Annotated in this window: 10 protein-coding genes and 5 tRNA genes; 3 read left to right on the forward strand and 12 right to left on the reverse strand. The window is 47.9% G+C overall.

Features of this window, described 5'->3' with window-relative positions:
• Positions 1–65 precede the first annotated feature (65 nt).
• The 5 genes from EFB11_RS03000 to EFB11_RS03020 form a co-directional block, all read right to left on the reverse strand.
• Positions 66–425, reverse strand: a complete 360-nt coding sequence (locus EFB11_RS03000; RefSeq protein ID WP_122788869.1) for a hypothetical protein — start codon at positions 423–425, stop codon at positions 66–68.
• A 361-nt stretch (positions 426–786) separates the two neighbouring features.
• A tRNA-Thr gene (locus EFB11_RS03005) sits at positions 787–862 on the reverse strand.
• Positions 863–2,008: 1,146 nt separating this feature from the next.
• Positions 2,009–2,082 (reverse strand) — tRNA-Gly (locus EFB11_RS03010).
• Positions 2,083–2,153: 71 nt separating this feature from the next.
• A tRNA-Ser gene (locus EFB11_RS03015) sits at positions 2,154–2,241 on the reverse strand.
• A 4-nt stretch (positions 2,242–2,245) separates the two neighbouring features.
• Positions 2,246–2,338 (reverse strand) — tRNA-OTHER (locus tag EFB11_RS03020).
• A gap of 519 nt (positions 2,339–2,857) precedes the next feature.
• On the opposite strand from EFB11_RS03020, the gene EFB11_RS16720 reads away from it, so the two are divergent.
• Positions 2,858–2,961: transfer RNA gene (locus tag EFB11_RS16720), tRNA-Leu, on the forward strand.
• 255 nt (positions 2,962–3,216) lie between these two features.
• Here the strand turns inward: EFB11_RS16720 and EFB11_RS03030 are convergent.
• From EFB11_RS03030 to EFB11_RS03045, 4 genes are all read right to left on the reverse strand, one after another.
• Positions 3,217–3,399: a hypothetical protein gene (locus EFB11_RS03030; RefSeq protein WP_243115194.1), complete on the reverse strand. Its 183-nt coding sequence runs from the start codon at positions 3,397–3,399 to the stop codon at positions 3,217–3,219.
• A 62-nt stretch (positions 3,400–3,461) separates the two neighbouring features.
• Complete coding sequence (gene mobV, locus EFB11_RS03035) at positions 3,462–4,445, reverse strand: MobV family relaxase (protein ID WP_122788871.1); 984 nt, start codon at positions 4,443–4,445, stop codon at positions 3,462–3,464.
• A 105-nt stretch (positions 4,446–4,550) separates the two neighbouring features.
• Positions 4,551–5,930 carry a DNA primase family protein gene (locus EFB11_RS03040; RefSeq protein ID WP_122788872.1) on the reverse strand — a complete coding sequence of 460 codons (1,380 nt, stop codon included), beginning with the start codon at positions 5,928–5,930 and terminating at the stop codon, positions 4,551–4,553.
• Entirely contained in the window at positions 5,908–6,528 is a 621-nt protein-coding gene (locus EFB11_RS03045) for a CHC2 zinc finger domain-containing protein (RefSeq protein WP_122788873.1), read from the reverse strand. The genes EFB11_RS03040 and EFB11_RS03045 overlap by 23 nt, the downstream gene beginning before the upstream one ends.
• A 219-nt stretch (positions 6,529–6,747) precedes the next feature.
• On the opposite strand from EFB11_RS03045, the gene EFB11_RS03050 reads away from it, so the two are divergent.
• Both EFB11_RS03050 and EFB11_RS03055 read left to right on the forward strand, forming a co-directional pair.
• A complete protein-coding gene (locus tag EFB11_RS03050) occupies positions 6,748–7,599 on the forward strand; it encodes a sigma-70 family RNA polymerase sigma factor (RefSeq protein WP_122788874.1) in 852 nt (283 codons plus the stop codon).
• A gap of 31 nt (positions 7,600–7,630) precedes the next feature.
• Entirely contained in the window at positions 7,631–8,542 is a 912-nt protein-coding gene (locus EFB11_RS03055; RefSeq protein WP_122788875.1) for a hypothetical protein, read from the forward strand.
• A gap of 516 nt (positions 8,543–9,058) precedes the next feature.
• On the opposite strand, the gene EFB11_RS03060 is transcribed toward EFB11_RS03055, so the two are convergent.
• From EFB11_RS03060 to EFB11_RS03070, 3 genes are all read right to left on the reverse strand, one after another.
• Positions 9,059–12,436, reverse strand: a complete 3,378-nt coding sequence (locus tag EFB11_RS03060; RefSeq protein WP_122788876.1) for a DEAD/DEAH box helicase family protein — start codon at positions 12,434–12,436, stop codon at positions 9,059–9,061.
• A 4-nt stretch (positions 12,437–12,440) separates the two neighbouring features.
• On the reverse strand, positions 12,441–13,427 hold the full coding sequence (locus EFB11_RS03065; protein ID WP_122788877.1) for a DUF4238 domain-containing protein: 987 nt from the start codon (positions 13,425–13,427) through the stop codon (positions 12,441–12,443).
• Between the two features lie 84 nt (positions 13,428–13,511).
• Positions 13,512–14,186, reverse strand: coding sequence for a DUF6602 domain-containing protein (locus tag EFB11_RS03070; protein WP_122788878.1), 675 nt, complete (start codon positions 14,184–14,186; stop codon positions 13,512–13,514).
• Between the last annotated feature and the right edge of the window lie 5 nt (positions 14,187–14,191).

Raw genomic sequence — 14,191 nt, forward strand, 5'->3', positions numbered from 1 at the left:
TTTCATTTTACAATCAATACTGGATTGTAAATCATTTGATCGAACATTGTGCTACGCTGACATGATTACTTTTGCAAATCGTATAAGCTACCTACTATTTCAATGTTTTCCCATGCGTAAAACCTGCCATCGTACCTACTTAAATGAATTGATTTGTTCAATCTTTGTTTCATCCATTCATCAGCCTTTTTAGTAAGAGAAATTTCTCCTGGAAGCAATTGGATAATGTTGTAGCAGTCTGTTTCTTCTGGTGAAATACATTCTGTGCTATGTTGCTGTTTATAAACAATAACATAGCCAATTGGTCTTTTTAACAATATTGCTTGTCCATCCCAAATTTCTTTTCCAACTACACCTTCGGCAATGATATCGCCTTCTCGTAACGTTATACCATGAATATCTTTTCTTGGTATCGCTTCTCTCATTTCCTCACCTCTTACATTTTTAATACAATAAAAAGGATGATATTACAATCTACAACCTGTTCACATTTTTGCTACTTAACGCCTAGACGCACATTATTTTTGTCAGCTTATATGCTATTAGCTGAACTTTCCCGTGTTGGTCTGCGTTGCCACACACAAACTCTGCTTCCACACCTCACATACTTTGCAATCAGGAATCACCCTTTTCATCACGGTACTTTTCAACCTCGCGCATGTGCATATGTCGCAACCGTTATCCCATTCGGTTGAGGTTAACCCATATAATTTTCAACGTGCCGCTTTCGCACAGCGCACACGCAAGACCCGTTCGCGGTGTTTTTCGCCTGTGGTATCATACATCTGGAGCCAATGGTGGGACTCGAACCCACGACCTGATGATTACAAATCACCTGCTCTGCCATCTGAGCTACACGGGCATATTATGCGGCCAAGGATTTGCACCCTGGATGGATGTTTTTACTTATCCAAGCCGTCTTGTGTCCTTAAAAGGTTACACATCCTCCGGTCAAGCGTCTACTATTACCGTTCAGGCTGTCGCCCGTCTGGTTTTACCGTCCCACGCGGTACGTAGGCCGTCTATTTCCGCCACCGCACAAATTCTGTGTGTATTCCGTCTTTCAGCCGTTCCAATGGGACGATAGCGCACACAATCGCATCCGGCATCTGATGATTTTTTATCACCTCTATACAGAGCCGCTATCGTCTAACTCAACCGCATAGCGACATATTTAGTGGCGGATAAGTTTAACCTCAGAACGCTTCTCTCACCAGCATTCCTATCTACTCTACATCGAGTAGACCCCAACTTCCAAAGGGTGCACATTATATACTCTACCACCGACAGGTCAGCACTTACCCATCTATCACTATATCGTGTGACTACTACGCCAAACAATCAGCAGCTTTTTTATATCTCATGTTGGCGATCAACCCAAGCGAGAATGGAGCCACGCATACCTGACCGTTTGGTTATAAGCGTTAGACAAGCTGTGTACACTATTTGGATATGTTTCCATGCCTTTAACACTTGTCCCACGGAATTTTACCGTGCCATCATACACTCATTTTTGGCTGAGCAACCTTAAATGGCATGACCATTATATGAATCGAACCTCGCTTTTGGATAGGTCACTTCTGCCAGCCTGCTAACCATCTTCTACTCCTGTCGGCATCGAACTTCTCTTACTCGGTGCCAGATCAGGGGAGCAGGTTCACCAAAGGCAGTCTTTTCATCTTCTTTCGCTGCAAATACACAGACTCCATCGTTACAGTTATCCTCAGTATATCTGCATACCGTATATAAACGGCATACAAGGGCTGTGCTGTGTTAAGGACGTTCCTTTCTGTTTATAGCCTTGGCCTTCGGCATCAGAACATTTACAGCTTCATCTACATTTACACGGGCTTGGAACCGTTATCCCAATATAGAGGGTGTTGCGAAAACATACATCGTCATATACCAGGATAGCTGTATTAAATTAGGTATTTACTGATGCTCCCATCGCTTGGAAGCTTCCCTCCATCCGCGTTCCTTGGCGTATTCTATACCCTCAATACCTAAATGGAGCCAATGACGAGAATCGAACTCGCGCACTCAGATTGGAAATCTGATGTTCTACCATTAAACTACATTGGCATATTGCCGTCTCTTCCAGCTGTCACCACGGGTTTTCATCGTGTCCGACACAAAGTATCGAGCCGCTATCCTGGCGGAGCAGGAGGGATTCGAACCCTCGCACGTTCATCACGCCTCACAGTTTTCAAGACTGCTCCCTTACCACTTGGGTACCACTCCTTATTGCAGCGTGCAGGATTCGAACCCGCGATGCCCAGTCTCCACACGAAAAAATCCGGCGATCAACCAAGAGTCTTGCCCGCTTGACCAACGCTGCGTGTTCCTCCCCGCGTCTGCGGGGAGGGTATGGGTATGATAAGGAAAGGAGATATTTTGTCGCAGAAACTAGCGACAGGCTTGAATATGGATTGCGCCATTAGAGAATCGAACTCCACATCGCAACTATACGTTACATGTTTGCCATACATTGGCGCATATTCCTCCCCGGCTGCTGGGGAGGTGAAAGATAGGGAAAAGAGAAAGAAAAAGAGGTAGGAAATTCTGTCCCCGCTTTTGGGGTACGGGGAATTGCCTGAACCACATGGCAGCATGTATCCATGTAGCCCAAGCGTGTATGGTTGCGCCATACAGAAAAAAGACGGCGCAATCCCCACCAAATCACACTACGAGTACATTACACACGTACTTAGTGCGGTTTGGCGCGGATTGCGCCGTCTGTAACTGTATTATATTCCTTCTTCTGGCGAAAGTCAACCATTTTTTCATTTCATTTTTAAAGTTTTTTTACGCCAACATACCGCCTGATACACTCCCGAAAACCAAGTATTTTCTTATTGCTAATGTATTGCTAATGTATACGCAAAAAAATCAGGTATTCCCGTAATTTTTGCTTGACTGGGGGTCAAGAGGCCGCAGGTTCAAGTCCTGTCACTCGGACCAAAAGATAGAAATCCGAACTTAATCTTCCAAGTTGGAGATGGGTTCGGATTTCTTCTTTTTACAGAAAATCTGGATTTAATCCGATAAACGGAAAAAAGGCGGGCCTTCCTCGTTGATTTGAGGAAAGCCCGCCTTTTCGTGTGTAAACATCTCATATAGTAAATATTGTTTGAAAGTCCCCTTTGGCATAAAGATGATTTGGCAGTATGTATATCAAGTGCCCGAAGTGAGCACTTGATCGGAGATTGATTCGTTTTATCCAGCTTTAGCCATATGCTGTTTCAGCTGTTGTTCCTCCTTCCACTGGGCAAACTGACGCTGTCCTTCTTCGCTGGCGTAAAACTTTTCAATCTCCGGCAGCAGCACGCGAGCCAAAGCCTCCATCTCGTGCTGCGGAATCCCGGTACCGTAATCATTTACCTTTTTCTTTTTTGCCAAATGGTGTACCTCCATAATAGATTTGCATATACGTACAAAGAAAAAGCCGCCACATATGGCGGTCACAAGTTTTGCTCAATAGGCCGCTCCTTTCTCCCGGAGCCGCGGGTATACACATCCAGAACTTCCTTTGGGATACGATCAAGAACCGCCACAGCGTCAGCATAGTCCCGCCGCAGCTTGGCATCGGCCAGCTGCTTTAAAGTGCTTTCCTGAGTCGCTTTTTCCAGAGACTGCTCCAGTTGAGCATTCTCCTGTTTCAGCTTTTTGTTCTCCATGGTGGTTTCCGTAAATGCCACCTGATATTTCTTCATGAGGTTGTACATCCGCTCCACAGCCGGGATATACTGATCCATAAAAGCGGCAATCTCGGCAGCTCTGCTTTTTGCGTTAAAGGCTCCAATACCGGCCAGCAGTTCCTCCAGCTTGGCCTTCTGTTTGAGCAGGCGGGTCATCTCCTTGAACACTCTGGGCGGAATGTGTTCACGTCCGGTCTGGCTGGCGCTTTCTCCACGCTCGAGGTCGGGATATTTCCGCACCATGTGCTCCCAGAATTTGTCCTGCCACTGGGTCAGCTTTTTCTTGTTTCCCACGATTTCCTTGGCGCTGAGCCTGCCATCCGCAGTCAGCGGGACAAAAGAAAGGTGCATATGGGGCGTTTTCTCGTCCATATGCACCACAGCTGATATGATTGTTTTGGGGTCTTGGCTTTGCTGGAGAAAGGTCAGCGCCTCTTGAAAATAGGCTCTGATCTCAGATTTCTTCTTTCCTCGAAAGAAGTCCGGTGTGGCCGTTACTAGGGCTTCCACGACTCGAACACTGTCTGACCGGGTACGGCAACCGGCTTCTTTGATCTGCCGCTCCGCCTCCGCACGATATTTTCGTTTCGGCTCGATCAGATGGAAATTATACTTACTCCTGCTGATGTCCACATCGGGATTGCTGGCGTATTTCTCTTTGGTGCGCTCGTTGTGGGCTTCAATATTCCCGATCTCCGGTCCCTTGTACTTGGCAAAGCGGAGAATGGCATACTGCGTCTTACTCATATGTTGTCCTCCTTTTTCCGTTTCTCAAATTACTGTGTGAATTGCTATAAAGAGCGTACAGCGGTCAATCAAAGTGTACGTACGTACAGCGTCCGCTCCCCGATATTAGCGCCGCCATTCTTCCGGCACATCTTCCGGTACGTACGTACGCATCGAATCACCGGAAAACACCGACATATTATTTCTTACCAGAACCTCAATTCCCAGAAAGCCACGTACCCGCCGTCCGGCTGCATTGGTCACATTGTTGCAGTATTCCAGATTGTAGCGGCTCTGGCAGGCAATCAGGGCTTCGCTGAAGCTGCGGGGTTTCAGGGCGGGCAGATTATTTTCGGTGCAGTAAATCTGGTATGCCTCATACAGCTCTTTGGAGCTGGCAGATAGATCGGCTTTCCGGCGAATATACCCGTCCGAATCCAGAAAATCAAAGATATTGTTGTTATCTCGTTTGACGGCCTCCCGATTGTCTTTTGTGCGCTGGCTCTCGGTAAACTTGAAATTGTTGGCGGCCAGCCGCTGCAATCCCTCAAAAGCCCACAGCAGGATGCCCTCCACCTCGGCTTTCATCTTTTCGGCCAGGTCAGGATCGTCCGCACGGCCAGCCGGTTTTTCTTTTGTGGTCAGCACCAGCTGGCGGCGGTAAAATCCGTCACTCCGGTCAAATAGCGCCTGCAAATCTCCGTTGGAGAAAGCCAGCAGCCTGGCGCACATCCATCCCTGATAACTCTGCTTGCCCTTGCGCTCCAAATCCATCTTACCCTGGGCGGTGACGATGGATTTCACATAATTGGTCTGGCGCAGGGCTTCCATCCGCATATCGTCATCCACGCACAGGAGGATATGCTCCAGGTCAGCACGGGCAAACCGGTTCTCGGATATTTTCCCGATGCTGCCATCCTTCATGTTGGAGCCGAACAAAACTCCCAGCACAGCGCCGATCTGAGACTTCCCCTCGCCGCCGTTGCCTTTAATCACCATCATTCGCTGGCCCTTATTGCTGGGAATCAGACAGTAGCCGATGTATTCCTGCAAGGTGGGAATGTCCTCCGGGTAGAGAAGGTCATCCAGAAATTGCAGCCAGAGGACAGGTTTCGGGGCGTTGGGGTTATAGGCCATAGGGAAGCGGTTGCGGACGATTTCAGTTTTTCCCTCCACAAACCTCCCATCCAGAAAAAGCGTCCCGTTGGAAAGATGAATCCGGTCCGCCTGCGGGGGAAAATCCTCCACCAGTGCTGCCAGCTTCATCAGCTCCACAATGTTGCTGATTTTACGGGGAATGTTGCTAACCGCACAGTATTTCATCCCCTCAAAAATCTCTCCTCGCAGGGGAAGTTCATCGGTTACACGGCCTTCGGGCGTGAAAAAAGCCCCGTTTGTGAAGATGATCTTGTGTGTCTGCAAGAACTCCTCACAAAACAGGGCTTCGTTGATACTTTTTCCATCAAACCAAACGGGCATTCCGTCAGGCTGCTTGTTTTTCTTCATAGGTGACTTCCTCCTTTTTCAATCTTTTTAACCGTCCCTCCAAATTGGCAATCAGATCATCCTTGTTCAGTATTTCTACGATTTTCACCCGCTGTTCCAGCTCGGCGGCAATGAGCAAATCCGCCAGATACTCCACATAGTCCATCATCTGGCAGGTTTCCACAAACCGGTCATCCAGAGTACCTTCCGGCGCCTTAGGTGCGTGCCGCACCTTCCAGCATTCCAGAAGATGCAGATAATCGCACAGCACCCGCAGGCAGCGCACTTCCTCCTGCCGGTATGCTTTCAGCAGAGGACTTTTTGGCTTGGGCAGGGCGATTGCCGCTGGTGGCTTATCTGGGTCAATGCCAAAGTCATGAGCCAGCTTCTGCGCTGCCTCATAGTTGCTCAGACCGAACAACTTCGCCACAAGGTCGATCACGTCGCCGGTGGCTCCGCAGCCAAAACAGTAAAAGTACCGCTCGTTCAGCTTCATGCTGGGGTGTCGGTCATCATGGAACGGACAACAGACCATGCCATTTCGACTGACTTGCAGCCCATAATAGGCCGCAGCCTCCGGAACCCGGACAACTTGTTTTATCAGCTCAAACCATGTCATTACTGCTCACTCCCTTCCGAAAGAAAATCCTGGGTGCCGTTTTTTACCATAGAACCTCTCTTTCTTGCGCTTCCGGCGCAGTCGCTATATAATGTTGTTGTAGTTCCCCAAAAAGTAATCCGATTTTAGATTACCCTTTCACTAATAGGAGAAATCCGGGGTGTAAAACGGAACCATTTTTTGAAAAAGCACAAAATATTTTTTGAAAGAGGTGAGGTCATGGCGTATCTGTCTGATGACGAGCTTCTGGATACCGAGGGTGGCTTCACCGTATGGGACGATGGGACAGGCACTGGTGTGGCGGAGGAAACGCTGGAACAGGCGCTTGCGGAAGAACGTCTGGCAGAGCTGGAAAGCGAGCTGGAGCAGGACGAGCATCCTATCGACTATGAAGCGGAGCTGGAAAACGAGGAAGAAGAATCCGCCCCGGTCAGCGAAAAGCGACTGAAACGGGAGATTCGGGCGGAAGCCATGCGGCGGCTGGAGGAAGCAGCCCGCACTGAAAAGGATTTTCAAGTCGTAGTAGGGGAATGGGACAGGCTGGATCGAAACCGGGAGCGCCGGGAGCGGGACCACGAAAACCTTCGGGGAGATGTACCGCTGGAATATCAGACGGTGCCTGAACCGAAACTCATTCCACGGTGGATGAACAACCCTGCATACCGGCAGCTGATGGCCGGAAACTTTCTGGACATCCTGTTTGACTGCCCCTATGAGATGCACAACCTGACCGCTAATCCCTTTATTTCCCGCATGGTGGAGGAACTGAGCGAGGAACATAAGGAAGTTCTGTATTTCCTCTCTTTGCGGCTGTACAGCACCACCCGGCTTGCCACTGTGCGTGGGCAGTCTGACCGCAACATCCGCAAGCTGCGGAAAACCATCCACAAGAAATTGCAGCGCCAGATGTATGACCATCTGGGCGGCAAGCAGGAGCATGGCGGCAGCTTTACCTTGCGGGAACGCCAGTTTTTGGAGGAATACTCGAAAATCGCAAGAAAACAGGGTAAGGATGCTGTGATCCGACGGGAGAACAAGACTAAGCGCAGAAAAAAGAAAAACCGCCCCTGATAATTGGGACGATTAAGGAGAAAGGGCGTGTATGATGAAAAATCTGTTTGAACAGTCCCGTTCCCATTGGGTGCGGTACGATCATTACGAGCTGAAAACAGCGGAAGATGGCAAGCGGTACATCACCCCCGGCAAAAACGCAAAGCCGGATGTCTACAATCCGCTGAAAGAAGTCCCTAACATTGTGCTGGATGCGCTGAATGTGGGGATGCTGATGATGGGGCGCAAGCCGGAAGCAGAAGTGGAAAAGGCGATAATGGAATTTGTCACCCGGTACGGTCTGTTGGGACTAATGACCGCCTTGCCTACCACACCGTCCTTTATGGACTATGAGGCGGTGTACCTGCCGAAAAACCACTTCATCAAAGAAGAATCCATGGCGACAGACAAATATCTGTCCCTGTTTTACCCCTTTGACCAACTGGACTTGGTGAAGAAAGGCATTACATCCACATGGAACGTGTCTGGTGACCGGACGATGGTTGCCCTGACCATGACCTTCATGGACGAGCCGATGGCAAAGAACATGAGCTTCCAGCGGGAATATGCGGAACCCTATGACTGGGTTGCCCAGCAGTTCAAGGACTGGGCATTCACCCTGTCTACCTCAATCCTGTACTACAATGATTATGACTCCCTTGATGAGGACGCACGGGGGCTGTACCGCAAGTCCATGGCTGCGTTCGGCGGAATCGCTCCCAGCTACCACATCGAGCTGCTGGATAAGCCAACCATTTATTGGGACTTTCATTCGCTGCTGCTGGGTATCCAGATGATGTTCAGCTTCATGCTGGTGGACAATGACCAGCCCCTGCGCCTGTGCAAGCACTGCCAGAAGGTGTTTTTGGGCAGCCGGTCCAATGCGGCCTTTTGTAGCCCACGGTGCAAAAACCAGTACAATGTCTACAAGAGCCGTGAGAAATCCAAGGGGGAAGCAGACTAACGAGGTCGCTGTCGCTGCGGCGGGACAGGGCATGATATACCTTTGTTTCCTTTTCCGGCCAGGCAGATTTTGCCCTCTGTGCAAATCCCGATTCCGTCCGTATCCGTACAAAATCCGCCTGTCCTACTGTCGCCAAAAAGTGTCTGTCAACCGCTATCTGCCCGCACAGCAGATGGCGAAGCCAGCCCCTTTCCAGCGTCAGCCGGAAGCAAAGGTATAACACACTAGACTTTCCGAGGGAAAGTCGTGTGCCAAGGAAGGCACTGCCCTCCTTTGGAAACCTCCCGCCAAGGGGAACGCTGTTCCCCTCTAGACTCCCTTTGCCAACAGGGATGCTACTCGCCCCTATTGGATGACCTAGAGCCAAAGGGGCTTTGCCCCTCTGGACACCTCGCCTGTCCGTGCAGTGGCTATCCATCCTGCTCCTGCACAATGGTGCCCCCATACCCGAACAGAAAAGACCAGGCACGAAAATCCACCCAGAATAAGGGTGAATTTCCGTGCCTGGTTCATTGTTTATGACGCTGTAATTTGAACCGCGTTTTCTCGAACCTGATTGATGGTCTCCATCAAAGCGGTTCTGGTTTTTGCATCAAACAATTTGATAAAACTGATTGGCTTGTCAAACGGTGGCTTGGTCAGCTCTGCGACATTTTCCATATATCCGTTCAGCTCAATATGATTGATGATTTTGTTTACAAAAGCAATCTGCTTTTGATTCAGAGATTGGTCATTGATAAAAGCGGAAAACGCCTGCATAGCCGCTTCATGATCTAGCTTAGCGATCTTGCGAATGAGCAAGCCAAAGGGTGTGTCGCCAAACTCTCGGGCATAATCTTCTTTGCTGCCCAATTCGCTAGTTAGCACCCGCTCCAGTTCCTGATAATCGCCCATAGCCAGCGGAATATTATGGGTCAGCTTATATATGGCCAGCGTATTCCCGTGCTCGTTCACATAGCGATTGACCTTGGCACGGTAGTCTTCAAAGTCATAGGCAGCTTCCAGCTGGACGCCCTCCTGACTGTCAATAATCGGGTCAGTCAGCTTGGTGACGATCTGCCTCTGTGCTCCGCCACCTTCATCTAAAAATCGAATCAGCTCCCGCAGCTCCTTCCGAACCTGCTCAAACAGCAAAATATCATTCGCGTCCCAAAATGCATTGGTGTGAATCTCCTGAAGCATGGGCAACTTTGCCTTAATCTGCGGAATGCTGGCCTTACGCTCCAGTAGGGAAGCGGTGTCGCACAGTTGCTTTTTTGCATACTGGAAAGTGGGCATCTGCTCGATGTGTGCCAGAATTAGGCCATACATGAAATTATCAAACCGCTTTGCAAACTCGTCAGCCTCGTCTGAGCGTACCAGAGGTGCAATCTGTGTGAGCAACTCGCCCTTGTCACCTTCGCTTATGGACACGAAGGCTTCCGGCTTTTTATATTTCTCCACATACTGCATCCGCAATTTTACGGCAATCAGGTCTGAGTTGAGCGCCAGCACCTGCTTGTGGCAGGTATTGACGATCTCGCTGCGCCACATCTGATAGTCCTCACCGGCAAAGGCACTTTCCTGCAAAACCATTGCAATTTTGATTTGTTTGCCGAAGATGTTTTCCGACAGTGTTTTGGTTTCTCTGGTTTCGTAGCCTTCTTTATGTTCCCGGAAGTACTCAAAGTTGCCGCAGTAGTCAAAAATCAGGAACCGCCGCTTGTCGGTGTATGTTCCGTCAATCTGATCCAAACAGGCCAGTCCTTTGCACAGCCGAGTGCCGCGGCCAATCATCTGCCAGAACTTTGCCTTTGACCGAACTTTTTTGAAAAACACCAGATTGACGCACTCCGGCACGTCGATGCCGGTGTCCATCATGTCCACAGATACCGCAATGTGCGGTTCTTTTTCCGGCTGCTTGAAGTCGTCGATCACCGTCTGGGCATAGGCATCATCGCAAATTACCCGCTGAGCAAATGTGCCGCGATACTGTGGGTACAGCTTATTGAATCGTTCCAGAATAAACTCCGCGTGGCGCTTGTTTTGGGCAAAGAGAATGGTTTTGCCCAGACGGTCACCGCCCGCCACCTTGATCCCCCGTTCCATCAGATCCTGCAACACGATGTCAACGGTTGTCTCGTTAAACACGAATTTATTGAGAGCGGCGGAGGGGATAAAGTCCGGCAGTTGACCATCCTCGATGAAATCATCCTCATACCGCTCCTTGTCATCGTCAGACAAGTCATCGTATGTGATGCCCTCTTCCAGAAACTTGGTCTTGACCTCATAGTTATAATATGGCACCAATACATGGTCTTGATGAACTGCCGTTTCGTAATCGTAGGCATAGGTGGGGACACCGTGTTCCATCTCGAAGAAGTCGTAGGTGTTCCGATCTACATCGGTTTTGGGCGTAGCGGTCAGGCCCACCATGAATGCGTCAAAATATTCAAAGATAGCCCTATACTTTTTAAAAATGCTCCTGTGGCTTTCGTCAATAATAATCAAGTCAAAATGCGCCGGAGTAAATAACTGACGCCCGTTCTTGGACTTGGTATCATCAATGGCGTTGAGGATGGTCGGGTAGGTGGAGAACACGATGCGGGCATTACGGTCATCCTTATTGGAGCAGAGATTGCACAGAGACATATCTGGCAGATAATTTTTAAAATCGTCCTTTGCCTGTTTCACCAGTGCGGTGCGGTCGGCCAGAAATAGGATGTTTGTAACCCATTTGCCACGGCTGAGCACATCGGTCAAGCTGGACGCAGTTCTGGTTTTGCCGGTGCCGGTGGCCATCACCAGCAGATGCTTGCGGAACCCCTGCGTAATCTGCTCACATACCGCCCGGATGGCTTCTTTCTGGTAATACCGGTCTGTGATTTTGTCATCAATGGGAATATCCATCAAATCCATCCGCTCGGTGCGCCGGTTCATCAGCTTTTGCAGGTCATCCTTGCTGAAAATGCCACTGACCTTCCGTTGCGGGGCGGTCTGGTCATCCCAGAAGTAGGTTTCAAAGCCATTGGTGGTGAACATCATGGGGCGGCGGCCAAACTTCCGTTCCAGACAATCCGCATACAAAACCGCTTGTTTGCGTCCAATGTTGGGGTCCTTGCTGGTGCGCTTGGCTTCTACCACCGCCAGGGGCAGGCCGTCCTTCCCAAACAGTACATAGTCGCAGAAGCCAGGCTGACCTGGCACCCCGGCCATATCCTCCACACGATACTCCTCTTGTACATCAGCATCCGGGCCGGTGAACTTCCAGCCCATCAGTTTGAAGTCCACGTCGATGTAGATTTTGCGGGTCTTGAATTCCGAGAGGTCCTCCGGCTGGAAGGTGCGTTCCTTCTGATGCTGCTCCTTTTCGGCGGTGTACCGGATGGACATCTGCTCGATTTGTTTGCGCAGCGCCTCGATCTCGGCGTCCTTCTGGTCCAGCAGACTTTCCTGTTCCTTGATTTTCCGGGTGTCCACCGCCACCTTTTCGGTGGGGACAAGGTTCTCGTCGAAGGTGCGCTCCTGATAGTCCGCGCCATAGCAATAGTCAATCCACTGCACAAACTCAAACAGACCGCGCAGGGAAGCAAGCGCATCACTTGGCTGAACGCTGCGCTCGGTATGTACCGCCAGATTGCCCAACTTAATGATAAAAGGCATCTTGCCCCAAGTGTCGGAGTCCACAGCGAAGCGGAAAGTTGGCTCGTGAATGAGGGATTGCAGATTGTCCTTGTAAGGCATTTTCATGGACTTGTCCGCTGCATATACCCATTTTACTGCTAGCTCCAATGCCTTACGGCAGCCTACTGCACACATGGCAGGAGCAGAAACATAAATTTTCTCAGCTTCCATGCAGGCGGGGGCGAAGAGGGCATATTCAGTTTTGGCTTTGAGAAAGGAGAAGTTAGTCATCACATCATCTCCAGTATTTTATTTCTTTTGAACTCATCATGTCCTCATATTGTTTCAACGCGGTTTCCTTATCTGTATGAAGCAGTTGGTAAAACTGTTCATCATCTTCTTTTTTAGCGTCTATTGAAAAATCAATATACGATAATAAATCTATACGGTTAGAAATTAACATCTCTTTATTTATCTGCTTGCTGTTCATGCGCTTTACGCTGTTGTCATCAATTATGATTATTCTGGGAATGTGCTGAACAGTATCGACAAACGCCAAAAATAATTCTGGCGTAATTGGCATACCAAGCAAGTCATATTCTATACCATCTTTTTCACCGTAAATATTGACTACCGGCATATCGCTTGTAACGAATACGGAACCTTGGGCTTTAAAAATACACAGTTGCGATTCCTTCATTGTCTCAGCCAAAGCCCGAGGAAACAAGCCAACATCCGGAGCAATGTTCATCTTCAAAAACTCGTTTGCCAGCATGGACAGATAAACATTTTGCGGTACATCAGGAAAAATGTTCTTTACATGTTTAATATGATCCGGATCGTTTTTGTATTGTGTATCAATGATATAATTTGACAGATGCACAAAAATAGGGTTTCTAAACAGTAGTGATGACATAAATTGCCTTAGTTTATCAATTTCCACCCGAGCTAACTCAAATTCATCTGAATCCCGTAAAGCATTTTTTATCTTTGAGATAATGGTTGCGTATTCGCCTTCCAGTTCGATAAAACTGTTCTCGATCTCATTTGGTGCTGCAAAAACATGAGTTTTGCTATCTGGATCAATTGCAATTTGATCATATAGGTAAGAACGACAGCAAATATTGTCGATTGAAACCATTTTTGCGTTTTCATCATTAGTAAAAACAACATAAACTTGTTCTGATTTTTGATTACTCACAGAAAAGTTTTTTAAGTAAGCCTTGGGGACATAATGTTGTTTTCTCGTGATTTGCTTGTCTAAAACCTCTGTATACTCCATGACAATTTTGCTATCACCAATATTTCCTATATTCAAATCTTCTCAGCACTAAAATTGATCAAGAAATCATCATTTTATCTAGCCCTAATTCTGCAAGCTTTGTATTAGCCTCGAAAAATTCTGCATTATTGGGAAATGGTTATCTAGTACATAGAACTGCCGATCTTGCCCATCTTTCAAGAAGAATACTTGTTTATCCCGTGCTGAGCTATTTAGGCTCTCCCTATGTAAGCATACAAAATAGTCTAATGTCTTTTCTTCTGGAAGCCGTTCCTGGGTATATCCTTTTGTACTTCTGTCATATTTATAACCGAACTCTTTATATAATCGTTGTTTTCCAATACGAGTTTTAAAAGCGAACATCGCTAATTTTATATGTTTTGTTTCATCATGCAATTGGAAAAATTTATTTTTTTCAATCGTTTCTGTTAAATCATCCAAGGTTGCATTTCCCTTGACTTCTATAACCATTATGCAATCATTTGGTTCAACCAGGAAAATGTCTCCGGATAGTTGACGTCTATAAAAATTTTTCCTACATACGATGATGTCACATTGTGGGCTTTGATGATTGGCCCAAGCAATAAAGCCGGTAACAAATTCTAGCATTTGAAACCGTTCCTGAAGACATTTTTTGAGAATATTTTCTCCACATCTACCCATCTCAGCATGATGTTTTAACTTTTCAGCTATAAAATATTTGCAAAACAGAAGTTCCTCCGAATATTCCTCATATATCTTTGTAACATCTTCTTCCATAATAG

It is taken from the genome of Intestinibacillus sp. Marseille-P6563 (genome assembly GCF_900604335.1).
Classification (GTDB): domain Bacteria; phylum Bacillota; class Clostridia; order Oscillospirales; family Butyricicoccaceae; genus Butyricicoccus_B.